General features: G+C 48.5%; 21 protein-coding genes. 16 read left to right on the top strand and 5 right to left on the bottom strand.

The genetic code is table 11. The annotated features are described in order from the left end of the window. Nucleotides 1-4: 4 nt before the first annotated feature. The gene (locus AR442_RS17440; RefSeq protein ID WP_014419305.1) at nucleotides 5-1,342 is read right to left on the bottom strand and encodes an aldehyde dehydrogenase family protein; all 1,338 of its coding nucleotides are present in this window, start codon (nucleotides 1,340-1,342) and stop codon (nucleotides 5-7) included. Between the two features lie 141 nt (nucleotides 1,343-1,483). Here AR442_RS17440 and AR442_RS17435 point away from each other — a divergent pair, with 141 nt between their 5' ends. The 4 genes from AR442_RS17435 (at nucleotide 1,484) to AR442_RS17420 (ending at nucleotide 5,786) form a co-directional block, all read left to right on the top strand. Continuing rightward, on the top strand, nucleotides 1,484-2,641 hold the full coding sequence (locus tag AR442_RS17435) for a TetR/AcrR family transcriptional regulator (RefSeq protein ID WP_014419304.1): 1,158 nt from the start codon (nucleotides 1,484-1,486) through the stop codon (nucleotides 2,639-2,641). 244 nt (nucleotides 2,642-2,885) lie between these two features. Beyond that, nucleotides 2,886-3,935, top strand: a complete 1,050-nt coding sequence (gene desA, locus AR442_RS17430; protein WP_014419303.1) for a Delta(5) desaturase DesA — start codon at nucleotides 2,886-2,888, stop codon at nucleotides 3,933-3,935. Between the two features lie 118 nt (nucleotides 3,936-4,053). Next, nucleotides 4,054-5,190, top strand: a complete 1,137-nt coding sequence (locus tag AR442_RS17425; protein ID WP_014419302.1) for a sensor histidine kinase — start codon at nucleotides 4,054-4,056, stop codon at nucleotides 5,188-5,190. Then, nucleotides 5,187-5,786, top strand: coding sequence for a response regulator transcription factor (locus tag AR442_RS17420; protein WP_014419301.1), 600 nt, complete (start codon nucleotides 5,187-5,189; stop codon nucleotides 5,784-5,786). The genes AR442_RS17425 and AR442_RS17420 overlap by 4 nt, the downstream gene beginning before the upstream one ends. Nucleotides 5,787-5,842: 56 nt before the next feature. Here the strand turns inward: AR442_RS17420 and AR442_RS17415 are convergent, their stop codons facing one another. Beyond that, nucleotides 5,843-6,664 (bottom strand): SDR family oxidoreductase, encoded by an 822-nt coding sequence (locus tag AR442_RS17415; RefSeq protein ID WP_014419300.1) that lies wholly within the window; start codon nucleotides 6,662-6,664, stop codon nucleotides 5,843-5,845. A gap of 127 nt (nucleotides 6,665-6,791) precedes the next feature. Between AR442_RS17415 and AR442_RS20905 the strand changes: the two genes are divergently transcribed. Next, nucleotides 6,792-7,040 carry a hypothetical protein gene (locus tag AR442_RS20905; protein ID WP_014306134.1) on the top strand — a complete coding sequence of 83 codons (249 nt, stop codon included), beginning with the start codon at nucleotides 6,792-6,794 and terminating at the stop codon, nucleotides 7,038-7,040. A gap of 171 nt (nucleotides 7,041-7,211) precedes the next feature. Continuing rightward, entirely contained in the window at nucleotides 7,212-9,092 is a 1,881-nt protein-coding gene (gene htpG / locus AR442_RS17405) for a molecular chaperone HtpG (protein WP_014419299.1), read from the top strand. 42 nt (nucleotides 9,093-9,134) lie between these two features. Here htpG and AR442_RS17400 read toward each other — a convergent pair whose 3' ends face one another. The 3 genes from AR442_RS17400 to AR442_RS17390 all read right to left on the bottom strand — a co-directional run bounded on the left by AR442_RS17400 (nucleotide 9,135) and on the right by AR442_RS17390 (nucleotide 12,410). Further along, nucleotides 9,135-10,523, bottom strand: coding sequence for a sugar porter family MFS transporter (locus AR442_RS17400; RefSeq protein ID WP_014419298.1), 1,389 nt, complete (start codon nucleotides 10,521-10,523; stop codon nucleotides 9,135-9,137). 121 nt (nucleotides 10,524-10,644) lie between these two features. Beyond that, nucleotides 10,645-11,577, bottom strand: coding sequence for an aldo/keto reductase (locus AR442_RS17395; RefSeq protein WP_014419297.1), 933 nt, complete (start codon nucleotides 11,575-11,577; stop codon nucleotides 10,645-10,647). A 77-nt stretch (nucleotides 11,578-11,654) separates the two neighbouring features. Further along, nucleotides 11,655-12,410 (bottom strand): DeoR/GlpR family DNA-binding transcription regulator, encoded by a 756-nt coding sequence (locus AR442_RS17390; RefSeq protein WP_014419296.1) that lies wholly within the window; start codon nucleotides 12,408-12,410, stop codon nucleotides 11,655-11,657. 444 nt (nucleotides 12,411-12,854) lie between these two features. Here AR442_RS17390 and iolA point away from each other — a divergent pair, with 444 nt between their 5' ends. The 10 genes from iolA (at nucleotide 12,855) to iolJ (ending at nucleotide 24,132) form a co-directional block, all read left to right on the top strand. Continuing rightward, nucleotides 12,855-14,318: a methylmalonate-semialdehyde dehydrogenase gene (gene iolA / locus AR442_RS17385; protein WP_014419295.1), complete on the top strand. Its 1,464-nt coding sequence runs from the start codon at nucleotides 12,855-12,857 to the stop codon at nucleotides 14,316-14,318. 73 nt (nucleotides 14,319-14,391) lie between these two features. After that, the gene (gene iolB / locus AR442_RS17380; protein WP_014419294.1) at nucleotides 14,392-15,207 is read left to right on the top strand and encodes a 5-deoxy-glucuronate isomerase; all 816 of its coding nucleotides are present in this window, start codon (nucleotides 14,392-14,394) and stop codon (nucleotides 15,205-15,207) included. A 23-nt stretch (nucleotides 15,208-15,230) separates the two neighbouring features. Continuing rightward, entirely contained in the window at nucleotides 15,231-16,223 is a 993-nt protein-coding gene (gene iolC, locus AR442_RS17375) for a 5-dehydro-2-deoxygluconokinase (RefSeq protein ID WP_014419293.1), read from the top strand. A gap of 24 nt (nucleotides 16,224-16,247) precedes the next feature. Next, entirely contained in the window at nucleotides 16,248-18,161 is a 1,914-nt protein-coding gene (gene iolD, locus AR442_RS17370) for a 3D-(3,5/4)-trihydroxycyclohexane-1,2-dione acylhydrolase (decyclizing) (protein ID WP_014419292.1), read from the top strand. 15 nt (nucleotides 18,162-18,176) lie between these two features. After that, entirely contained in the window at nucleotides 18,177-19,073 is an 897-nt protein-coding gene (gene iolE, locus AR442_RS17365; protein ID WP_032875530.1) for a myo-inosose-2 dehydratase, read from the top strand. 12 nt (nucleotides 19,074-19,085) lie between these two features. Continuing rightward, nucleotides 19,086-20,381, top strand: coding sequence for an MFS transporter (locus tag AR442_RS17360; protein WP_053285294.1), 1,296 nt, complete (start codon nucleotides 19,086-19,088; stop codon nucleotides 20,379-20,381). Nucleotides 20,382-20,403: 22 nt separating this feature from the next. Continuing rightward, a complete protein-coding gene (gene iolG, locus AR442_RS17355; RefSeq protein ID WP_014419289.1) occupies nucleotides 20,404-21,438 on the top strand; it encodes a bifunctional inositol 2-dehydrogenase/D-chiro-inositol 1-dehydrogenase in 1,035 nt (344 codons plus the stop codon). Nucleotides 21,439-21,457: 19 nt separating this feature from the next. After that, nucleotides 21,458-22,327, top strand: coding sequence for a sugar phosphate isomerase/epimerase family protein (locus AR442_RS17350; protein WP_007407833.1), 870 nt, complete (start codon nucleotides 21,458-21,460; stop codon nucleotides 22,325-22,327). A gap of 87 nt (nucleotides 22,328-22,414) precedes the next feature. Further along, entirely contained in the window at nucleotides 22,415-23,257 is an 843-nt protein-coding gene (iolI, locus tag AR442_RS17345) for a 2-keto-myo-inositol isomerase (protein WP_007407832.1), read from the top strand. A 2-nt stretch (nucleotides 23,258-23,259) separates the two neighbouring features. After that, complete coding sequence (gene iolJ, locus AR442_RS17340; RefSeq protein ID WP_053285295.1) at nucleotides 23,260-24,132, top strand: 6-phospho-5-dehydro-2-deoxy-D-gluconate aldolase; 873 nt, start codon at nucleotides 23,260-23,262, stop codon at nucleotides 24,130-24,132. Nucleotides 24,133-24,328: the final 196 nt, after the last annotated feature.

Raw genomic sequence — 24,328 nt, 5'->3', positions numbered from 1 at the left:
TTTTTTATTTAGAGGCTTGAATAAATACGCCTTTTTCATGAGAAAATTCTTTAAAGCCGTACACACCGTGATATGAACCGATCCCGCTCGTATTGACACCGCCGAACGGAAGGTTGACGTCAGTGAAATGAACGACGACATCATTGACAGAAGCATTGCCGGACGTCGTATGCTGCAGAACATAATCGATCAGCTCCTGATTATGGCTGAATACATACAAGGCAAGGGGCTTGTCCCGTTCAGTGATGTAATCAACGGCTTCACTGATATCTTCGTAATTCATAATCGGCAGAATCGGTGCGAAGATTTCTTCCTGCATGATCTTCATATCAGGCGTGACGTTTGTCAGCACGGTCGGAGAAATCGTGCGGTCATGCGCATCGAATACGCCGCCGAACGCCGTTTTCGCCCCTTTTTCAATGGCATCATCATACAGGGCTTTGACACGGTTAAAGTTGCGGTCGTTGACAATCTGCGTGAATTTGTTGCGGTCAACCGTATGATCATCCTCCATAAAACCTGCATTGACAATGGTTTGCAGGAGATCTGTAAAGGTGCTCTGCACTTCTTTCTTCATAAGGAGATAGTCAGGTGCGATACATGTTTGCCCCGCATTGACAAATTTGCCGACGGCGATTTTTTTCGCCGCGTCCATCAAATCATAGCCGCTGTCGATGATCGTCGGACTCTTTCCGCCAAGCTCAAGCGTGACGGACGACAAGTGCTTCGCCGCTGCCGTCATGACGATTTTACCGACATTCGTGCTTCCGGTGAAGAAAATGTGGTCAAACGGCTGGTCGAGCAGTTCTGTGGCGACATCGACCTCACCTTCAAAAATGGCGACTTCTTCTTCTTGAAATGCCTCGCGAATAACTGTCGCGGCGATATGGCTCGTCTCCATCGTAAAATCGGACAGCTTCACAATCGCGCTGTTGCCGGCCGCAATGGCAGCCGCAAGCGGAGCCATCGTCAGCATAAACGGATAATTCCATGGGCCGAGAATTAAGGTGACGCCTTTTGGCTCGTACATTAATACGCCGTCAGCGTCGGGGCTGACGGATGAGCCGACGCGTTTCGGCGCCATCCAGGTGTCGAGATTGTTCATATTATCTTTAATCGCCTTGATCGTTCCCTGCGTTTCCGCTCTTTTCACCTCATGATAAGGCTTGCGGACGTCCCGTCTGATCGCCTCGATGATTTCTTCTTCATGTGCGGTGACGGCATCTAAAAAGCGCTGAAGCTTTTCTCTGCGCTGCCCGGCTGTTGAAGCACGCAGCGTTTTTTGATTTTTTTTCTGAAGCTCAAAGACGCGTTTGATGTCTGCTTTTATATGCTGATCCATCGGTCTTCCTCCTCTGGTTGCTTTTTTGTTTCTTCAGGGCCTATTATAATGTGATGTGTTTTTGGGGCAAAGACAGCGTAAACACATCTATACGTTACCGTACATATTGCGGTGATCTGTCTAATGAAAGGAGTGTCTCTTATGCCGGATTCTGTGACAACTGACATCAAACAAGCGCTTTTGGCCATGCTTGGAGAGCGGGATATCCGCCGTGTGACCATGAAGGACATTGCCGAACGGTCGCATGTGAGCCGGGGGACACTGTACCTTTATTACGAGGATAAATATGCGATTTTAGAGGATATAGAGGAAGAAATGAAAGACGGGCTGAGCGAAGCGCTGTATGATTCGCTGAAGAATAAAGATGTGCTTCATTTACATGGCGGATGGCAAAAAGTGCATCCGACCCTGTCTTTTGTTGACCGGCACCGGGAGTTTTTTCAAACGATGATGGACCGTCATAAAATGCCGTATTTTCACTTTCATGCTTTTTTAAAAGATGTGTTCCGGCATGATGTGCTGCTGTCACCGGTCAATGCGGATTTCTCACCGACTGAACAGGATATGTACATTCATTACCGCGCTTTATACACGTATGCCATTGTGTTGTACTGGCTGAATGAGGAGCCCGGGGCATCCCCGGAAGCGATCAGCGGACAGGTGTGGGATTTAATTTCTCAAAAACGATTTTACTGGCTGTTTGGCCGCCGGGTGCCGGAACAAGAAGAAAAAAAGCCCGCCGACCGCCGGGTGACCCGGACGAGGCAGGCCTTGCAAGAAGCCATGATCGGCTTAATGGCGGAAAAAAAAGAGTACGCGGCGATTACGATTTCCGATATTGCCCGTCAAAGCAACCTCCGCCGTGCCACTTTTTATGACCATTACGCCAACAAAGAAGCATTGCTGAAAACGATCATCCATCAATCATGCCGGGATCTGATCGGATTATTGACGGTAAAAGGAGAGCCTGCCGATTGCTCCATGGAAGAAGCGGAAGCCGCGCTCGTCCGTCTCTTTTCGGCACTGTCGGACGGCCTGCCGCTCGTTCATTTTCTGAGAGAGGGTTCGGGAGTGCCTGACGTCATTCCAGAAATGTTCAGAGCGCTGCAATCGTTTTATCTTCATCAGCCTCTGCACATTCAGGCGGGGAAAAAGCTCTATGCATACTATGTCGCGTCCATGCTCGTCGGCTTGATTCAATATCGTCTTCATGAAGGAAAAGACCACGCGCCGGACATGCTGGCCCGGGAGTTTCTGCAGTTTTTGGATGTGAAGAAGTATCGGGTGATTTTGCTGTGAGGATGATGAAAAAGAACTCCGAAAACAGGCGGGGTTCTTTTTTGCTGTTTTCTTTGAGAAGTGCCGATATGAAGTGTCCGGCTTTATCTCTTATAAAAAAGATACCTTCCATATGATGCCTGATCAGCATTCTGCCGCCAAACATGACAAATGTCATATTCGAGGCATGATGGCTGCTACTACAAAAGCGTCTGGCGCCCCGTTATACTTGGGATCATAATGAAAAAGAAGGGACATGACATTCATGATCAATCACGCCGCAACTCAAAAACAAGCGTCTTTAAAAAAGCAGGTTGCCGCATTTTCCGGCGCCGATACAAAGCATAGTGTCATTCAGCTTTTCAACACGTTTGTGCCGTTTTTTGCCCTTTGGTTTCTTGCTTACTTCAGCCTCAATGTCTCCTATCTTCTGACCCTCGCCTTTACTGTTATAGCAGCGGGATTTTTGACAAGAATCTTTATTATTTTCCACGACTGCTGCCATCAATCCTTTTTCAAACAAAAGAAGCTGAACCGGCTGTTCGGGTTTATTTCAGGTGTGCTGACACTGTTTCCGTTCCTTCAATGGCAGCGCAGCCACTCCATTCATCATGCGACGAGCAGCAACTTAGATAAACGGGGCACCGGCGATATTTGGATGATGACCGTCAAGGAATATAACGAAGCGTCAGCTTGGACAAAAGTACGCTACAGACTTTATCGCAATCCGTTTATTATGTTTATTCTCGGCCCGATTTACGTATTTCTGATTAAAAACCGTTTCAATGTAAAAGGCGCCCGCCGCAAGGAGCGCTGGAACACCTATTTCACGAACGCGGCGATTGTCTTATTGGCTGCTGCGACGTGCCTGCTTGTCGGCTGGGAAAACTTTTTGCTTGTTCAGGGTCCGATTTTCCTTATTTCGGGGTCAATCGGCGTCTGGCTCTTTTATGTTCAGCACACGTTTGAGGATTCTTATTTTGAAGCCGATGAGCATTGGGATTATGTGCAGGCCGCGGTAGAAGGAAGCTCCTTTTACAAGCTTCCGAAGCTTTTGCAATGGCTGACGGGCAATATCGGTTACCATCATGTCCACCACTTAAGCCCGAAAGTACCGAACTACAAGCTGGAAGCCGCTCATGAGGGGCACGAGCCTTTGAAAAACGTACCGACCATTACGCTTAAAACAAGTCTTGAATCCATGAAATTCCGTCTGTGGGATGAGGACGAAAAGCAATTTGTCACCTTTCGGGAGGCGCGGAAAACACCGCTGCCCCAACCGGTACCGAAAGAACCTTTAAAGAAAAATGCCTGATATGGCGCGCGGCTCTTTCTCTTATCAGAAAGGGCCTTCTCTTCATGCGTGAGGATGCAATGAAGGCGGTGTTTTGATAAAGTGATGGTAGACACAAGCAGCAGAAGGTGGAACAAAGATGAAGAAGTATTTTAAATTTCAAAAACTGAATGGGATTTCTCCTTATATATGGACGATTTTTTTCATCTTGCCTTTTTATTTTATTTTTAAAAGCTCTTCTACCTTTGTCATCGTGGCCGGCATCATTTTCACACTTGTTTTCTTTGGCGCATACCGCTTTGCATTTGTTGCAAAAGGCTGGCCGCTTTACTTATGGGCGCTTCTTCTGATCGGCATTTCGACCGGCTCAGTTATGCTGTTCAGCTATATTTATTTCGCCTTCTTTATCGCCTACTTCATCGGCCATATCCGAGACAAAGTTCCTTTTTACATCTTATATTACATTCATATCATCAGTGCGGCGGTTGCCGTCAACTTCAGCCTTGTTCTGAAAAAAGGGTGGTTTTTGACACAAATTCCGTTTATCGTCATTACACTGATCAGTGCCATCCTGCTCCCGCTCACCATTCGAAGCAGAAAGGCAAGAGAGCGCCTTGAGGAGAAATTAGAATATGCAAATGAGCGAATCGCCGATCTTGTGAAGCTGGAAGAAAGGCAGCGCATCGCCCGGGACCTTCACGATACACTTGGACAAAAGCTCTCCTTAATCGGACTGAAAAGCGACCTCGCCCGAAAGCTGATATACAAGGACCCTGAACAGGCCCGCACTGAGCTGAAAAGCGTTCAGCAGACGGCCCGCACCTCCTTAAATGAGGTCAGACAAATTGTCTCGTCGATGAAAGGCATCCGATTGAAGGATGAGCTCGGCAATGTTCGGCAAATTCTTGAAGCGGCAGGAATTGAATTTGTGTATGAAGAAAAAGAAGCGCCCAAACATATCTCTTTGCTGAACGAAAACATCGTCAGCATGTGCATTAAAGAAGCCGTCACCAATGTCGTGAAACACAGCGGCGCCAAAGTATGCCGCATCACCATTCAGCAGCTTTGGAAAGAGGTTGTCATTACGGTAGAAGATGACGGCAGCTTTCAATGCAAAGAAGACCGCTTTTTTTCAAAGGGGCACGGCCTGCTTGGAATGAGGGAACGTCTTGAATTCGCAAACGGCAGTTTAGCCATCGATACAGCCGCCGGAACAAAGCTGACCATGAGAATCCCGAATGATTCAAAATCAAAAGAAAAGGATGGTAGCAGATGATCAACATCTTCATTGCCGAGGATCAGCAAATGCTGCTCGGTGCACTCGGTTCGCTGTTGAATTTAGAAGAGGATATGACGGTTGTCGGCAAAGGCACAAGCGGCCAGGATGCCATCGATTTCGTGGAAAAACATGCGCCCGACATCTGTCTGATGGATATCGAAATGCCCGGGAAATCAGGCCTTGAAGCGGCAGAAGAACTCAAGGACAGCGGTGTGAAAATCATCATTTTGACGACCTTTGCCCGCTCCGGCTATTTTCAGCGGGCGCTAAAAGCAGGCGTCAGCGGGTACATGCTCAAGGACAGCCCGAGCGATGAGCTCGTCAGCGCCATCCGCAGCGTCATGAAAGGAAGACGCGTCTACGCACCTGAATTAATGGAGGACATCTATAGTGAAGAAAACCCGCTGACCGAACGGGAAAAAGAGGTGCTCGAGCTTGTCGCAGACGGAAAAAACACGAAAGAAATCGCAAGCGCCCTCAGCATTAAAAGCGGCACAGTCCGCAATTACGTTTCGATGATCCTTGATAAATTAGAAGTGAAAAATCGAATTGAAGCCATTACCCGATCAAAGGAAAAGGGCTGGTTTAAGTAACCCGCCCTCAGCTTGTTCAGCCAGTGTTTTTGCACTGGCTTGTTTCTTTTTCACCGTCACTCCGTCTCTTCCTTCCACTTCTTATCAATCAGCATTTTTCCCGGCCAAGTGTATGCCATGATGCCGCCGTCTGCGGTGATGTCTTCTCCCGTGACGTAAGAGCTGTCGTCTGAAGCGAGGAAGAGCGCGACGGCTGCCATTTCTTCCGGTTTTCCGAGCCGGCCGAGCGGCGTGATCCATTTGTTGGCTTCACGGAACGCTTCGCCCATTTCGTCTTCTGTCGTGCCTGCCAATTTATCAATGAGCGGCGTTTCAATCGTCCCCGGCGATAAGGAATTGACGCGGATTCCGCTTCTGGCGTAATCAATGGCCATCGCTCTCGTCAGGTTCGTGATTCCGCCTTTTGCGGCGTTATAGCCTGAGCGGTCAAGGTCTGCGGCCCGGCCGGACATGGAGGAGGTGTTGATGATGGAGCCTCCTTTTTCGAGCATGAGCGGAATCAGGTATTTGCTGCACAGAAATGTGCCGCGCAGATCGACGGCGATGATCCGGTCAAACAGGTCGACCGGGTATTCATGGACTTTTCCGCCCTCTTGGTCAACACCGGCATTGTTAAACAGAATATCAATTGTTCCGTACTTTCGCTGAATGCCGTCCGCAAAAGACTTTACGTTTTCTTCGTCTGATACATCAAGGTGAAAGGCTTCTGCTTCCCCGCCGTTTTTTCTGATGGCACTGACGGTTTCATTCAGTTCGCTTTCATTGATGTCACCGCAGATCACGCGGGCGCCTTCATCGGCGAAAACCCGTGCCGTCGCTTGTCCGATACCTGTCGCGGCCCCTGTGATGATTGCGGTTTTGTCTGTTAATCTTCCCATATTACGATTCCTCCTTTTTTTATATCTGTTCCCGCTGAATAGGGGGATAAACATACGGAGGTCTGTTTCTAAATACCTATTAAATATGTTAATATTATGTATACACATCATTGGAGGTTTGCATATTTTGAAGATACAGCATAAGAAGGAGATAGCGTTTTATTGTTATGCCATTGTTCCTATGGGATTTGTGATTTACACCGTTATCTCTATTCTATTTCAGGACATCACATTTCCTCTCACTGTAAGAAATGTTCTGCATGAGTCTTTGCGAAACTTGGGATCTCTTATCTTATTTAGTTTGTTTTTCTACCCGTCATACATATGGATGAAGAAGGAATTCGGCCGCCGGAAAGAAGCAGAGAGGAGAGGATGATCAACATTCTCTCTTTTTTATTGATAAAATGGGTGAAATGAATCCATTAACATGTTAAATTTACAATATATGCATCTGCTAATGCTAGTTGACAATTGTCACTGTATATGATAAATAGATGCTGAAAAGATTTTACATAACATCAAAGCATAATTAAAGGAGAGATCTGAAGTGCGGAAAAAAAAGTTTAAAGCAGAATCCAAGCGATTGCTGGACATGATGATTAACTCCATTTACACGCAGAAGGAAATTTTTCTCCGCGAGTTAATTTCCAACGCGAGCGATGCGATTGACAAAATCTATTACAAGGCGTTAACCGATGATTCATTAACGTTTGATCAAGACAATTACTACATAAAAGTGACGGCGGACAAAGAAGCAAGAACGCTCACCGTCACAGACACCGGTATCGGGATGACAAAAGACGAGCTTGAACAGCATCTCGGCACGATTGCGAAAAGCGGTTCACTCGCTTTCAAGCAAGAAAATGACTCGAAAGACGGCCATGACATTATCGGCCAGTTCGGCGTCGGATTTTATGCGGCGTTTATGGTGGCTGATAAAGTCACGGTGAAAAGTAAAGCGCTCGGCAGTGACGAGGCGTATGTGTGGGAGTCGGAAGGGGCTGCCGGCTACACGATCGCGCCGTGTGACAAGGAAACCGTCGGTACGGAAATCACCTTGAAAATAAAAGAAAACACAGAAAATGAAAGCTATGATGAGTTTTTAGAAAACTACCGCATCAAAGCGATCGTGAAAAAGTACTCTGATTTTATCCGCTACCCGATCAAAATGGAAGAGACGGTCAACAAGCCGAAAGAGGGCAGCGAGAACGAATTTGAAGAAGTTCAGGAAGAACAGACGGTCAACAGCATGGTGCCGATCTGGAGAAAAAACAAAAGCGAGCTGACGGATGAGGATTACGAGGCTTTTTACGCCGAGAAGCATTACGGTTTTGATAAACCGCTGACCCATGTGCATATCAGCGTCGATGGAGCGGTGCGTTACAATTCGATTTTGTTTATTCCGGAAAACATGCCGTTTGACTATTATACGAAGGAATTCGAAAAAGGATTGGAGCTGTATTCCAACGGCGTGCTGATCATGAACAAATGCGCCGACCTGCTTCCGGATCATTTCAGCTTTGTAAAAGGCATGGTGGATTCTGAGGATCTGTCGCTGAACATTTCCAGAGAGATGCTGCAGCACGACCGCCAGCTGAAGCTGATTGCGAAAAACATCAATAAAAAAATCAAAGCCGAGCTGAAGAGCCTGCTGAAGAACAAAAGGGAAAAATACGAATCTTTCTATGAATCTTTCGGCAGACAGCTGAAATTCGGCGTCTATAATGATTTCGGCGCGAATAAAGACGTATTAAAAGATCTGCTTCTCTTCTATTCATCTAAGGAGAAAAAGCTCGTCACTCTGGACGAATATGTGTCCAGAATGCCTGAGGATCAAAAATATATCTATTACGCGTCCGGCGATTCATATGAGCGGATTGAAAAGCTGCCGCAAACCGAAATGGTGGCGGACAAAGGCTACGAGATTTTATATTTCACGGAAGATATTGATGAATTCGCGATCAAAATGCTGACAAGCTATGAGGAAAAAGAGTTCAAATCCGTATCCAGCGCCGACTTAGGCATCGACAGTGACGAAGATGAAAAGCAGACTGAAGCCGAAGAGAACGAATATAAAGACCTGTTCGAAAGCATGAAAGAGATTCTTGCGGATAAAGTAAAGAACGTCAGAGCATCGAAACGTTTAAAATCTCATCCGGTCTGCTTTGCGACAGACGGCGAAGTGACGATCGAAATGGAAAAAGTGTTGAATGCCATGCCTGACAGCCAGCAGGTCAAAGCGGAAAAAGTACTGGAAATCAACCCGAACCACGAAGTGTTTGAGACGTTAAAGAACGCGCACGGACAAGATCGGGAAAAGCTGGCATTATACACAAACCTGCTGTACAATCAGGCGCTTCTGATTGAAGGGCTGCCGATCCATGATCCGGTCGAGTTTACGAATGACATCTGCAAAGTCATGGTATGACGCTAAAAAGGAATCGCCCGGCGGGGGCGATTCCTTTTTTTATTACAGTGTGCGCTGTTTAAGAATTTGATTTTGTTTGCTGCGCTTCTTTAAGGAGAACCGTTTTTTCAAGTGCGTTTCGATTTCTTCTAAACTTCTGCCCTTCGTTTCGGGAACGATGTAAGCGGCAAAGAAGAAGGATGAGAGGCAAATGACTGAGAATATTCCGAATACCCAGCCGATGCCCATGGCGCTCAGCATAAGCGGGAATACCAGTGAAACGATCAGGTTGGTTGCCGACAGAATCAATGTCGTAAATCCGGTTGCGGCTCCGCGTGCGTTTGACGGGAACAGCTCCGGCATCAGAACCCACACGACGGGACCCCATGTCGCCTGGTAGAAAACGATATAGATGCCGAGAAACAGCACGGTCAGCCATGCCGTTGAAGCTGACAGGCCGGCCAGAAGGAGAATGGCTGATAGTGACGCCAGGCTCAAGGTAATGCCGACACTTCCCCACATCAGCAGTTTTTTCCGGCCGATCCGGTCAATTAAGATCATGGCGGTGATACACATGATGACGTTTAAGACACCGATGCCCATCGTGCCGAGAACGGACGCCGAAGTGCCGAGTCCGGCCTTTGTAAAGATGGTCGGCGCATAGTAAATCACCGTGTTGATACCGACCGCCTGCTGGAAGATGGCGAGGCCGATCCCGATCAGCAGCATAGGGCGGATCCATTTGGCTTTCAGCAAGCCGAGTGTAGATTCTTTTTTCTCGGCTTCTCCTTGTTTCATTTCCGCCAATTCAACAGCGATATCCTCTTTGTCGTGGGTCATTTCCATGACTTGTCTGGCTTCCTGCTCACGGCCGCGTTTGACGAGCCATCTCGGAGATTCCGGCATAAACGCGATTCCGATTAATAAAAGCGCCGCCGGTACTGCCGCGAGACCGACCATCCAGCGCCAAGCTTCAAACGGGGTGAATATGTAATTCACGATATATGCGAGTAAAATTCCGGTTACAATCATTAAGTTATTCAATGTGCCGAGCGTTCCGCGTATTTTTGTCGGCGCCATCTCAGATAGATAAACGGGAACCAGCGCCGTTGAGCCGCCGACGGCTAACCCGAGTATGACACGGGAGATAATCAGCATAGTGACGGTTTGCGAAGCCGCACACGCAAGCGCGCCGATAATAAAAATGAGTGAAAGGACGAAAACCACTTTTCTCCGGCCCCATCGGTCAGAGCATGTCCCGCTTAATGCGGACCCGAAAATCGCACCGAGCAGCAGCATGCTGACGACCAATCCCTCGGTCAGCGTGTTTAAAGGAATATCATTGTTAATAAATAACAAAGCCCCTGAAATCACACCGGTGTCATAGCCGTAAAGCAGCCCGCCTAATGCTCCGAAAAAGTAAATCAGGTATTTTTTGGTACTTTTCTTCACAGATGATCCTCCTCATCTTTTGGAACGCATAATAGTTTATTTAGATAACTATTTCATTCCCCGAAGAGAAAAATATAAACATAAAAAAAACACGCCCCTTTTAAAAGGCGTGTTTTTTTTCTTAGGAAAACAGCTTGTCGATAAACGCGATTTCTTCAGCAGATAGCGTAATGGAGGCTGCTTTCATGTTGTCTTTTAATTGATCCGCGCGTTTGGCGCCCGGAATCAGGATATCGATTTCAGGTCTCGCCAAGTACCAGGCAAGCACGATATGCGCCGTATCGGCATTGTGCTTTTCGGCAATCGGTTTGAGCTGGTTGACTTTTTTGATGTTTTCTTTAAACTGTTCCCCTTGGAAATGCGCCTGATCATTGCGCAGGTCGCCTTCAGGGAAGGTTGTGTTCTCGTCGTATTTGCCGGCAAGCAGTCCGGATACGAGCGGGAAGTACGGAATGAATGAGATGCCGTGTTCCGTCGTATAAGGGAAGAAAGTCTTTTCCGCCTCACGGTTCAGCAGGTTGTATTCTCCTTGAATCACGTCGACTAAGCCGTCTTTATTGGCTTCTTTCAGCTGCTCCAAAGAGAAATTGGATACGCCGATGGAACGGATTTTTCCTTCTTTTTTCAGCTCATTCAACGCTTGAACGGCTTCGTCCTTCGGCGTGTGCTCATCCGGGAAATGGATGTAGAATAAATCGATGTAATCAGTCTGCAGGCGTTTCAAGCTGTCTTCGACCGATTGTTTCAAAAAGGCCGGTGAGTTGTCGAAAACAAAGTCATCGCCTTCTTTTCTGTGAGCGGCTTTTGTGGCGATGAAGACATCCTTGCGGTTGCATTCTTTCAGCACCTCGCCGATTAATTCTTCAGAACGGCCCACACCGTAAATATAGGCGGTATCTAACATGGTAACGCCGCTTTTAATCGCTTCCCGGACCAATTCTTTTCCCGTTTCTTCATTCAGATTCGGATAGAGATTGTGTCCGCCGACCGCATTTGTTCCCAAACCGATCGGAAATACCTTTAGGTCAGTTTTGCCGATTGTTACTTTGCTCATGTTTTCGCCCCCTGAAAAAATTGGATATCATAGCGACTGCCGGAAAAATACGGCAGCGTTCTCTATTAACTATAACGCTATGCCAAGTGAATGTCGATTTGATGCTCTTGGCAATACTTCGTATATTCCTCATCGAGATGTTGAGAAGTGACAATGCTGTGAAGCCGGTCGAAAGGCGCGTATGTCAAAAGCGTGGATTTGCCGAATTTGGAATGATCCGCGAGCAGATACACTTCGTTCGCCTTTTCGGAAATTCTCTTTTTCACCTCGTATTCCAGTAAGTCGGAATTCGTCAGGCCGTGGGTGATCGTTGTCCCGGTAGCGGACATGAACGCCTTGTTAATGTTGTATTTATTGAGTGTGCTCGGATCATCAATGCCGACAAACGACCTTGTCTTCCGTTTGTAGTTATTGCCGATGATGATCAGGTCGATATTTTTCATGGATGAAGCCGCGTTAATAATATCAAGGCTGTTCGTCAAAACCGTTACATTCTTATCGGGATCAAGCGTCTCCAGCATCGATTTGGTCGTCGTGCCGGAATCAATAAACACAAGATCGTGATCCTCGATAAACCGTGACGCATAGCGGGCGATTTTGATTTTTTCATCCTGATGTTGAATGGTGCGGTTCTCAAAAGGGACGAGCACAGATTTTTCGGCTGATGTCACGCCGCCGTACACCTTTTTGATAACCCCTTTTTCCGCAAGCTTATTAATATCGCGTCTGACCGTGTTTTTAGAGACATTGAATACCTCGCACAGCTCATCCAGCGAAGTGGCTCCGTGTTTGAGAATGTATTCTTCCATCTCCTGAATCCGCATCAGTTTCATAAAAAAACTCCTTCTAGAATTCTTAAAGTAATTAAAATATATAATAAACACCAGAAGTTAATCAATAGTTACTTAACAAATGATAAAAAAGAGGGTTCACACCGTACGATTCGACACGGTTCTCCAAGTTCCTGTTTTCCCGATCAAAAAAAGTATGATAAAAATAATGAAAAAATTTTGATTTTTTAGATTGACTTGAAGATGTGTTGGGCTTACAATGTAACCAAGAAATGACCAAAATATAACCTGTAAAATCAAAAGTGAAAGATGTAACCGTTTGCTTTTTCCGGTACATGACCAACTTTTACATGGGAAGATTGGGAGTCACCATCATTTTAGCATTTGTAAGCGTTTAATTCATGTCTTTTATATGTAAAAGATGAATATATTCATCCGTTATTACCCAGCTGAACAGGATGTTTACTATTTAAGGAGGCAATGAGAATGGCAGAGATCAGAAAACTGAAAAACTACATCAATGGTGAATGGGTTGAAAGTAAGACAGATCAATATGAAGACGTTGTCAATCCGGCTACAAAAGAAGTGATGTGCCAGGTTCCGATTTCTACGCGGGAGGATGTGGAATACGCCGTCCGCTCAGCGTCAGAGGCTTTTCAAACATGGTCAAAGACGGCAGTGCCGCGCCGTGCGAGAATTCTATTTAACTATCAGCAGCTTCTCCAGCAGAACAAAGAAGAGCTTGCCCGTCTGATCACTTTGGAAAACGGTAAAAACACGACAGAAGCACTCGGTGAAGTGGGACGCGGAATTGAAAACGTCGAATTCGCAGCGGGCGCGCCGTCACTCATGATGGGCGATTCACTTGCCTCTATTGCGACGGATGTAGAGGCGGCGAATTACCGCTATCCGATCGGGGTGGTCGGCGGTATCGCACCGTTCAACTTCCCGATGATGGTTCCGTGCTGGATGTTCCCGATGGCGATTTCATTAGGAAACACGTTCATTCTGAAGCCGTCTGAGCGCACGCCGCTGTTAACGGAAAAACTGGCAGAGCTGTTTGAACAGGCCGGTCTGCCGAAGGGCGTCTTCAATGTCGTGCACGGCGCGCATGACGTCGTAAACGGCGTTCTTGAACATCCGGATATTAAAGCCATCTCATTCGTCGGTTCAAAACCTGTCGGCGAGTATGTTTTCAAAAAAGGCAGCGAACATTTGAAACGCGTGCAGGCGTTAACGGGCGCGAAAAACCATACGATCGTGTTAAATGACGCCCACCTTGAAGATACGGTGACAAACATTATCGGTGCGGCATTCGGTTCGGCAGGAGAGCGGTGCATGGCATGCGCGGTTGTGACGGTTGAAGAGGGAATCGCCGATGAGTTTATGGCGAAACTACAGGAAAAAGCAGCGGACATCAAGATCGGAAACGGACTGGATGACGGCGTGTTCTTAGGCCCGGTCATCCGCGAGGACAACAAAAAACGCACGCACAGCTATATTGAAAAAGGCATCGAAGAAGGAGCGAGACTTCTTTGTGACGGACGTGAAAACGCAACGGAAGACGGCTATTTCGTCGGACCGACGATTTTTGACAACGTGACGACGGATATGACGATCTGGAAAGATGAAATCTTTGCGCCCGTTCTGTCGGTCATCCGCGTGAAAAACTTAAAAGAAGCGGTGGACATCGCCAACCAGTCTGAATTTGCGAACGGCGCGTGTCTGTTCACTTCAAATGCGAACGCGATCCGCTACTTCCGTGAAAATATTGACGCGGGGATGCTCGGCATCAACCTTGGCGTGCCGGCGCCGATGGCATTCTTCCCGTTCTCAGGCTGGAAGTCTTCTTTCTTCGGCACATTGCACGCAAACGGAAAAGACAGCGTCGACTTCTATACACGTAAAAAAGTCGTGACGGCACGATACCCGTCTCCTGACTTCAATTGATCTGACAGCCGGCCCGGACGGCTTTGTGATTCCGTCCGGGTTTTCTTTTACCATCAATTAAGGAGGAATAAACATGAGTCATTTGCTGCGCAAACCGCAGGCCGATGAGATTTCTCAAGGCGTGAACATCATACATGACGTCACTTCAGCCAATTCAGACCTCAAATACGTCGGATTTAAAGTCGTTGACCTCACTCCCGGTTCCGCATATACAGAAGATTTGAAAAAGACGGAGTGCTGCATCGTTGCGGTAACGGGAAAAATCACCGTCACTGATTATGATCAGACATTTGAAAGCATCGGCACCCGTGAAAGCGTATTTGAAAGAAAACCGACGGACAGCGTTTATGTGTCCAATGACCGCTCTTTTGGAATCACAGCCGTCAGCGGGGCGAGGGTCGCGCTGTGCTATTCTCCGTCCGAACACCAGCTTCCGACAAAGCTGATTAAAGCGGAAGACAACGGTGTGGAACATCGCGGCAAGCTGGCAAACAAACGAACCGTTCATAATATTCTCCCCGATTCAGATCCATCGGCAAACAGCCTTCTCGTTGTTGAAGTTTACACGGACAGCGGCAACTGGTCGAGCTACCCGCCTCATAAACATGACCAAGACAATCTGCCGGCTGAATCCTTTTTAGAAGAAACCTATTACCATGAAACGGACCCGCCGCAGGGGTTTGTCTTCCAGCGTGTGTACACGGACGACCGCTCGATTGACGAGACGATGACCGCAGAAAATGAAAACGTTGTCATCGTGCCGGCGGGCTATCACCCGGTTGGTGTTCCGGACGGGTATACCTCTTACTACCTGAATGTAATGGCGGGACCGACACGAAAATGGAAGTTTCATAATGATCCGGCCCATGAATGGATCCTGGAACGCTAACAAGTGAGGAGTGGCAGATAACGATGAAATATACATTTAATGAAGAAAAAGAGTTTGATATTGTCGCGATCGGGCGCGCGTGTATTGATTTGAACGCTGCGGAATACAACCGGCCGATGGAAGAAACGATGACGTTTTCTAAATATGTCGGCGGCTCCCCGGCAAATATTGCGATCGGCAGCGCCAAGCTCGGATTAAAAGCCGGTTTTATCGGCAAAATCCCGGATGATCAGCACGGCAGATTCATCGTTTCTTATATGCAGGGAAAGGGCGTTGATACGTCACAAATGACCGTTGACAGAGAAGGGCGCAAAGCCGGGCTCGCTTTTACGGAAATTCTCAGTCCCGAAGAGTGCAGCATTCTGATGTACCGGGATGACGTGGCGGATTTGTATCTTGAGCCGTCCGAAGTCAATGAAGGCTACATCGCAAACGCGAAAATGCTGCTCGTGTCAGGCACGGCGCTTGCAAAAAGCCCGTCGCGCGAAGCCGTCTTAAAAGCGGTGCATATCGCAAAAAAACATGACGTAAAAGTCGTGTTTGAGCTCGACTACCGTCCGTATACATGGCAATCGGCAGAAGAAACAGCCGTGTACTACACGCTGGCGGCGGAACAATCCGATATCGTCATCGGTACGCGTGACGAATTTGACGTAATGGAAAACCACAGCGGCGGAGATAACGATGAAACCGTCCGCCATTTGTTTGCGCACTCTGCTGACCTTGTCGTCATTAAGCACGGCGTTGACGGATCATACGCATACAGCAGATCGGGAGAAGTTTTCCGGGCGCATGCCTATAAAACAAAGGTGCTGAAGACCTTCGGAGCGGGTGATTCCTATGCGTCAGCTTTCATCTACGGACTTGTCAGCGGCCGGGATATTGAAACGGCTTTAAAATACGGGAGCGCTTCCGCTTCCATCGTCGTCAGCAAACACAGCTCCTCAGAAGCAATGCCGGCTGCCGGTGAAATCATCGAACTGATTGAAGCGCAGCACAGTCTTAACGGTAAATAGAACGTATAAAAGGTGGGATCGTTTGTGGGTAAGACAATTCGCTTAACGACAGCACAAGCGCTGATTAAATTCTTGAACCGGCAGTACATTCATGTTGACGGAAAAGAAGAGCCGTTCGTTGAGGGCATCTTCACGATTTTCGGCCACGGAAATGTGTTGGGGATCGGGCAGGCGCTTGAGCAGGACGCCGGGCACCTGAAAGTCTATCAAGGCAAAAACGAACAAGGCATGGCGCATGCCGCGATGGCATACAGCAAGCAGATGCTGAGAAGAAAAATTTACGCGGTATCGACATCAGTCGGTCCGGGTGCCGCTAACTTGACGGCTGCCGCGGGTACGGCGCTGGCCAATAATATCCCGGTGCTGCTGCTTCCGGCCGATACCTTTGCGACGAGGCAGCCTGACCCGGTGCTTCAGCAGGTGGAGCAGGAATACAGTGCCGCCGTCACGACAAACGATGCGTTAAAGCCCGTGTCCCGCTATTGGGACCGCATCACCCGCCCCGAGCAGCTGATGAGCAGCTTAATCCGGGCATTTGAAGTGATGACAGATCCGGCAAAAGCGGGTCCGGCGACAATCTGCATATCTCAGGATGTAGAGGGAGAAGCATTTGATTTTGATGAAAGCTTCTTTGAAAAACGCGTTCATTACATTGACCGGATGCAGCCAAGCGAGCGTGAGCTGAAAGGCGCCGCGGAGAGAATTAAGGAGAGCAGCCGTCCCGTCATTTTAGTGGGCGGCGGCGCGAAGTACTCCGGCGCGCGTGAGGAATTAATCGCGCTTTCTGAAACATACGGCATTCCGCTTGTCGAAACGCAGGCCGGCAAGTCAACGGTTGAAGCCGATTTCGCCAACAATCTGGGCGGCATGGGCATCACGGGCACACTCGCCGCAAACAAAGCCGCCCGCCAGGCTGATCTGATCATCGGTGTCGGCACACGTTACACGGACTTTGCGACATCCTCGAAAACAGCGTTTGATTTTGACAAAGCAAAATTTTTGAATATCAATGTCAGCCGCATGCAGGCTTACAAGCTTGACGCGTTTCAGGTCGTAGCCGATGCGAAAGTGACGCTCGGCAGGCTGCACGGCTTATTAGACGGATATAAAAGTGCATTCGGCACGGCGATTAAAGATTGGAAAGATGAATGGCTGGCTGAACGGGACCGGCTCGGCAAGGTCACTTTTACACGTGACGCGTTCGAACCGGAAATTAAGAACCATTTCTCACAGGATGTGTTAAACGAGTATGCCGACGCGCTCGAGACTGAGCTGCCGCAAACAACGGCGCTGTTGACCATCAATGACACGATTCCTGAAGACAGCGTCGTCATCAGTTCGGCGGGATCTCTTCCGGGAGATTTGCAGCGGCTGTGGCATTCCAACGTCCCGAATACGTACCACCTCGAGTACGGCTATTCCTGCATGGGGTATGAGGTATCGGGCACGCTCGGCCTCAAGCTGGCCCATCCCGACAAAGAAGTCTATTCACTCGTCGGCGACGGAAGCTTTCTGATGCTGCACTCAGAGCTGATTACCGCGCTTCAATATAACAAAAAAATCAATGTCCTGCTCTTTGACAACTCGGGATTCGGCTGTATCAACAACCTGCAGATGGATCACGGGAGCGGCAGTTATTTCTGCGAGTTCCGCACCGAGGACAATCAGATTTTAAACGTTGATTACGCGAAGGTGGCAGAGGGCTACGGCGCTAAAACATACAGAGCCAATACGGTTGAAGAACTGAAAGCGGCGCTTGAAGATGCGAAAACGCAAGACGTATCCACTTTAATTGAAATGAAGGTTCTGCCGAAAACGATGACGGACGGCTATGACAGCTGGTGGCATGTCGGCGTGGCGGAAGTGTCTGAGCAGGAAAGCGTTCAGCGGGCATACGAAGCGAAAGAGATGAAGCTGAAGTCTGCGAAGCAGTACTAGAGGGGAGGCATCACGATGGGCAAACAAGATATTCTGTGGGGCATCGCTCCCATTGGGTGGCGCAATGACGATATGCCGGAAATCGGAGCCGGGAATACGCTGCAGCATTTGTTAAGCGATATTGTTGTCGCCGGCTTTCAAGGTACGGAAGTGGGAGGGTTTTTCCCTGAACCCTCCGTCCTCAATAAGGAGCTGGCTCTCCGGAACTTGCGGATTGCGGGGAAATGGTTCAGCAGCTTTATCATACAAGACGGTATTGAAAAAACGGCTGAACAATTTACAGAACACTGTGATTATTTGCAGAAAGTCGGAGCGGATGTCGCCACCGTTTCTGAACAGACGTACAGTGTTCAAGGCTTGGACATTGATGTATTTAAGAAAAAACCGCACTTCTCAGATGAAGAATGGGATACGCTGTGCCAAGGCTTGAACCGTCTCGGGAAAATCGCTGACGAATACGGGCTGGATCTCACGTTTCATCATCATCTCGGCACAGGCGTCCAGACGGCGGAAGAAGTTGATCGGCTGATGGATGGAACGGACCCGCGGTATGTTCATTTACTATATGATACCGGCCATGCCTATATCTCGGACGGAGACTATATGACGATTCTCAACAAGCATATGGATCGGATCAGACACGTTCATTTCAAGGATGCGCGGTTTGACATTATGGAGCGGTGCAGACAGGAAGGCAAGTCATTCAGGCAGTCGTTTTTACAAGGCATTTTTACGGTTCCCGGAGACGGATGCATCGATTTTACCGAAGTGTACCGAGCGCTCGTCCGTCATGATTATTCAGGCTGGATCGTCATCGAAGCCGAACAAGACCCGGCAGTCGCCAATCCGCTTGAGTACGCGCTGATTGCGAGAAAGTACATCGACAGTGAACTGCTTGATCCTGCAAATTAGAGGGGGACTTATATGAATAGTGCCAAGGCGGAATCAGCTTTCAGCAAAAGGACCATCGCCGCAGCATTAGCAAATTACATTGATGCAGGTTCCATCGTGGCAGGATCAGCGGGTTTATCTATGTGGGTCAGCTACTTGAAGCTGTCCGACAGTCAGATCGGATTGCTCAGCGCCTTCAGCGCAAATGCGATATCAGCGGCCGTCGGAGCGCTGCTCGGCGGGTATTTGGCTGATAAGGTCGGCCGAAAAGCTGTATACACAAACAGTATGCTCGTCTACGCCTTAGGAATTTGTTTGGTTTTGTTTGGATTCAACTTTCCCATGCTGTTATGCGGATACATGATTATTGGGATTTCTGTAGGCGCGGATATTACGGCTTCATGGACCATTATCGCGGAAAACGCCCCCGAGAAAAACCGGGCGAGGCATTGCGGAGTGGCGCAGGTGGCGTGGGCCGCCGGAGCCGTTGTGGTTCTGCTGTTATCCGTTTTGGTCGGTGACCTCGGGCTTTTAGGAAATAAAATTGTCTTTGCGCATCTATTGGTGATCGCCCTGATCACATATGTGATAAGAAAGCGTTTACCTGAGTCGGATGCCTGGAAAAACAGTGAAGAGCGGCCTGCCGCCGTGAAAAAAACATCTTATTTTGACCTGCTTCAGCCGAAATTTTTCAAGAACATTTTGTTTTTAATGGGTGTGTTTCTCGTATGGAATCTCGCAGCGGGCGTCATGGGATTCTTCATGCCGTACATCTACCAGCAGGTCGGCGGCGTATCCGCAAATACGGCCAACATTCTGCAGATGGCCCTGTTTATCTTCACCGGGCTCGGCGTCGTCTGTATCTTCATGCCTTTTGCAGATAAATATCGGAAAACGGTGTTCGGAATCTGCGCATGTATGGCCGTTGTCGGCTGGTCGCTGTTTTTACTGCCCTTTCAGGGACTCCCGATGCTGCTTTTGTTTGTTTTAGCGATCGGCATCAATAACGGAGCCGGCCAGCAGGCGAACTACCAGCTGTGGGCAAGCGAGTTGTTCCCGACAGAATACAGAGCGTCAGCACAAGGGCTCATGTTCTTTCTGGTCCGTATTTCAATCGGCATTTGGAGTTTATTTGTGCCGGTCATCATGTCACAATTCGGCATCGGTTTTATGGCCGGTATTCTGCTCATATGTGTGACGGCCAGTATGATCATCGGGCTTGTCTTCGCGCCGAATACGTCCGGCAAGTCGCTTGAACAGATACAGGAGGAACTGTACGGCGCTCCTCAGGACGGCAGCGAGAAAAGAAAGACGAGAACCATTATTTGATTATCAGAAGGAGTGGCGATCAATGAATTTACGTATAGGTGTTATCGGAACCGGTGCTATCGGAAAAGAGCACATCAACCGCATCACAAATAAGCTGTCCGGTGCGGAAATTACCGCTGTCACAGATGTGAATCAGGAGGCCGCGCAGCAGACCGTTCAGGATTTCAATTTGAACGCCTCCGTTTATCCTGATGACGACAGCCTCCTCGCTGCTGAAAATGTGGATGCCGTCTTAGTGACAAGCTGGGGCCCGGCTCACGAGTCCAGCGTTTTGAAAGCGATTCAGCACGGCAAGCACGTGTTTTGTGAAAAGCCGCTTGCGACAACGGCAGAAGGCTGTATGCGCATTGTCGAGGAAGAAATGAAGACGGGAAAACGATTGGTGCAGGTAGGTTTTATGCGCAGATATGACAGCGGTTACGTTCAGCTGAAAGAAGCGATCGACAACCGCGTGGTCGGCGAGCCGCTGATGATTCACTGTGCGCACCGCAACCCGACAGTCGCATCGAATTATTCAACGGACATGGCCGTCGTCGATACGCTCGTTCATGAAATTGATGTCCTCCACTGGCTCGTCAATGACGACTATGAATCCGTACAGGTCATCTATCCGAAGAAATCAAAAAATGCGCTGCCGCATCTGAAAGATCCGCAGATGGTCATCATCGAAACAAAAGGCGGCATCGTCATCAATGCCGAAATCTACGTGAACTGTAAATACGGCTATGACATTCAATGTGAGATCGTCGGGGAAGACGGCGTCATCAAGCTTCCGGAACCGTCAAGCATCAGTTTGAGAAAAGAAGGGACATTCAGCACCGATATCCTGATGGACTGGCAGCGCCGATTTGTGGCTGCGTATGATGTGGAAATTCAAGACTTCATTGATTCGATCCGGAAAAAAGGCGAAGTCAGCGGTCCGACGGCATGGGACGGTTATATTGCCGCAGTGACAACTGACGCGTGCGTAAAAGCTCAGGAATCCGGGCAGAAAGAGCCTGTGGCGCTGCAAGAGAAACCGGCATTCTACCAATCATTTACGACTGTGAACAAATAATAGATCGGGAGTGAAAGAAATGAAACTGGCCTTAGATCCATCCATGTACCGCGATGATTTAACGTTAGAAGAAATGGTCTATAAAACGGCGGAACTCGGATACGAATATATCGAACTGTCCCCGCGCGAGGATTTTTGTCCTTTCTACAAATATCCGAAAGTCGATTCAGCAAAAATCAAACAATTGAAGCGCCTTTTAAAGGATACAGGTGTGAAGCTGTCCTCTCTTCTTCCGCTTTACCACTGGGCGGGTCCTGATGAAGACCGCCGACAGGCCGCCGTGCGCAACTGGAAACGGGCGATCGAAATTGCGGTTGAACTTGAAGTGGATTTGATGAACAGTGAATTCAGCGGTTCAAAATATGATCCTTTGACAAGTGAAGAAAAATTCATCAAATCCATGGATGAACTGCTGCCCGTTTTTGAAAAAGAAGGCGTTAAACTCAATCTTCAGGCTCACCCGTATGATTTTATCGAAACGCACAAAGGTGCGATGGATATGATCCGCGCGCTTGATAAGGATTGGATCAATCTTGTCTACTCGACTGCGCATACGTTCTTCTATGATGACGGAAAAGGCGATATTGCGACCATGTTTGATGAAGCCGGCGACCGCCTTACACATGTTTTATTTGCAGATACTTTTAATCATAAAGCGGCGCACGGCCTGCGCTACATCGTCAACCCGCCTGATGCGAAAGTAACGGTTCACCAACATTTGGACATCGGGCAAGGCGAGGTCGATTTTGAGACGATTTTCAGAAAGATGAGAGAGATGAAATTCGACGGAATTGCGACGAATGCCGTTTTTGCTTGGGTCGGCGAAAGAGCGGATGAATCAAGCCGGACCACGCTTAAGAAATTAAAGGAAGAACTGGGTATGGCATAAGCTGAGTACGGAGTTCGGCGGAGCGGGGCAAAAAAGCCCTCCAGCCGGACTCCCTTCATATCGAAAACGCGGATGGGAGAGGCTGACATGAAACTTTGCTTTAATGAAGCGACTACGCTGGAGAATTCAAACCTGAAACAGGATTTAGAACTGTGCGAAAAGCACGGCTATGATTATATTGAAATCCGCACAATGGATAAGCTGCCGGAATACTTAAAAGACCATTCACTGGCCGATCTGGCGGAATATTTTCGAACCCATCACATTAAACCGCTTGCCCTGAACGCACTGGTTTTCTTCAACAACCGTGATGAGAAGGGCTATAGGGAGATCATTTCGGAATTCAAAAGCATGATGGAAACCTGCAGAACGCTCGGCGTGAAATATGTGGTGGCCGTGCCGCTTGTGACAGAGCGGAAAATCTTGAAAGAAGAGATCAAAAAGAGCAGCATAGAGGTGCTGACTGAGCTTTCGGACATCGCGGAGCCGTACGGCGTAAACATTGCCCTTGAATTTGTCGGGCACCCGCAATGTACGGTCAATACATTTGAACAGGCGTATGACATCGTGAACGCTGTCGGCCGCGATAATGTCGGACTGGTGTTTGACAGCTTCCATTTCCACGCGATGGGCTCCAATATTGAGAGTTTGAAGCAGGCGGACGGAAAGAAAATTTTCATCTATCATATCGACGATACAGAAGACTTCCCGATCGGCTTTTTAACGGATGAAGACCGCGTCTGGCCTGGACAGGGTGCGATTGACTTAGACGCCCATCTGTCAGCGTTAAAAGAAATCGGATTCAATGATGTTGTCTCCGTAGAGCTGTTCAGACCTGAATATTATAAGCTGACTGCGGAGGAAACGATCAAAACGGCAAAGGAAACAACGGAAGCCGTCGTATCAAAATACTTCATGAAGGAGGCGTGAACATGGCTTTTGTCACCATGAAACATCTTCTTGCAGAAGCGAAACGGGAGCATTATGCAGTCGGCCAATTTAATATCAACGGCCTCCAATGGACGAAGGCGATTCTGCAAGCGGCGCAAAAGGAGCAATCGCCGGTCATCGCCGCGGCTTCCGATCGTCTGGTCGACTATTTAGGCGGATTTAAAACGATTTCCGCCATGGTCGGCGCGTTAATAGAAGAAATGGCGATTACCGTTCCCGTTGTGCTCCATCTTGATCACGGAAGCAGTGCGGAACGCTGCAGACAGGCCATTGACGCCGGATTCAGCTCAGTGATGATTGACGGCTCCCATCATCCGATTGATGAGAACATCGCGATGACAAAAGAAGTCGCCGATTATGCGGCAAAGCAAGGCGTCTCAGTAGAAGCAGAAGTCGGCACGGTCGGCGGCATGGAAGACGGGCTGGTCGGCGGGGTCCGCTATGCCGATATCGCCGAATGTGAGCGGATCGTCAAAGAAACCAATATCGACGCGCTGGCCGCCGCCCTCGGCTCCGTCCACGGCAAATATCAAGGTGAACCGAATCTCGGATTTAAAGAAATGGAGGCTATCTCCCGCATGACTGATATTCCCCTCGTTCTCCACGGAGCATCCGGGATTCCGCAGGATCAGGTCAAAAAAGCCATCACGCTCGGCCACGCGAAAATCAATATCAACACGGAATGTATGGTAGCCTGGACAGACGAAACACGCCGCATGTTTCAGGAAAACGGCGATCTGTACGAACCGCGCGGCTACATGTCACCCGGCATTGAAGCCGTGGAAGAGACAGTGCGAAGCAAAATGAGAGAGTTCGGATCAGCCGGTAAAGCCGTAAAACAGCAGGTCGGCTGATGAAAAGCACTCACAACATCGTGAGTGCTTTCGTCTTTCCGTTTATTTCCTTCTCGCGTTTCACCAAAGTATCACAATCAAATCAACCTGTTGCTGACTGAGAGCGGATTGGTAAAGGTAGATGGTGTCAAAGTCATTGATAAACACATGGTTATGTTCGACAGCGGCAAGATTTTTTCTAAATGGGGGATTGCTC

It is taken from the genome of Bacillus velezensis (assembly GCF_001461825.1).
Classification (GTDB): Bacteria; Bacillota; Bacilli; order Bacillales; family Bacillaceae; genus Bacillus; species Bacillus velezensis.
The sequence above is the reverse complement of the archived record's forward strand: the minus strand, read 5'-3'. Positions and strand labels throughout refer to the sequence as shown.

Bases quoted from the DNA above. Each gene is read 5' to 3' on its own strand.
- AR442_RS17440 (WP_014419305.1), bottom strand. From the start codon at position 1,342: ATGGATCAGCATATAAAAGCAGACATCAAACGCGTCTTTGAGCTTCAG.
- AR442_RS17435 (WP_014419304.1), top strand. From the start codon at position 1,484: ATGCCGGATTCTGTGACAACTGACATCAAACAAGCGCTTTTGGCCATG.
- desA (WP_014419303.1), top strand. From the start codon at position 2,886: ATGATCAATCACGCCGCAACTCAAAAACAAGCGTCTTTAAAAAAGCAG.
- AR442_RS17425 (WP_014419302.1), top strand. From the start codon at position 4,054: ATGAAGAAGTATTTTAAATTTCAAAAACTGAATGGGATTTCTCCTTAT.
- AR442_RS17420 (WP_014419301.1), top strand. From the start codon at position 5,187: ATGATCAACATCTTCATTGCCGAGGATCAGCAAATGCTGCTCGGTGCA.
- AR442_RS17415 (WP_014419300.1), bottom strand. From the start codon at position 6,664: ATGGGAAGATTAACAGACAAAACCGCAATCATCACAGGGGCCGCGACA.
- AR442_RS17395 (WP_014419297.1), bottom strand. From the start codon at position 11,577: ATGAGCAAAGTAACAATCGGCAAAACTGACCTAAAGGTATTTCCGATC.
- AR442_RS17390 (WP_014419296.1), bottom strand. From the start codon at position 12,410: ATGAAACTGATGCGGATTCAGGAGATGGAAGAATACATTCTCAAACAC.
- iolA (WP_014419295.1), top strand. From the start codon at position 12,855: ATGGCAGAGATCAGAAAACTGAAAAACTACATCAATGGTGAATGGGTT.
- iolB (WP_014419294.1), top strand. From the start codon at position 14,392: ATGAGTCATTTGCTGCGCAAACCGCAGGCCGATGAGATTTCTCAAGGC.
- iolC (WP_014419293.1), top strand. From the start codon at position 15,231: ATGAAATATACATTTAATGAAGAAAAAGAGTTTGATATTGTCGCGATC.
- iolE (WP_032875530.1), top strand. From the start codon at position 18,177: ATGGGCAAACAAGATATTCTGTGGGGCATCGCTCCCATTGGGTGGCGC.
- AR442_RS17360 (WP_053285294.1), top strand. From the start codon at position 19,086: ATGAATAGTGCCAAGGCGGAATCAGCTTTCAGCAAAAGGACCATCGCC.
- iolG (WP_014419289.1), top strand. From the start codon at position 20,404: ATGAATTTACGTATAGGTGTTATCGGAACCGGTGCTATCGGAAAAGAG.
- AR442_RS17350 (WP_007407833.1), top strand. From the start codon at position 21,458: ATGAAACTGGCCTTAGATCCATCCATGTACCGCGATGATTTAACGTTA.
- iolI (WP_007407832.1), top strand. From the start codon at position 22,415: ATGAAACTTTGCTTTAATGAAGCGACTACGCTGGAGAATTCAAACCTG.
- iolJ (WP_053285295.1), top strand. From the start codon at position 23,260: ATGGCTTTTGTCACCATGAAACATCTTCTTGCAGAAGCGAAACGGGAG.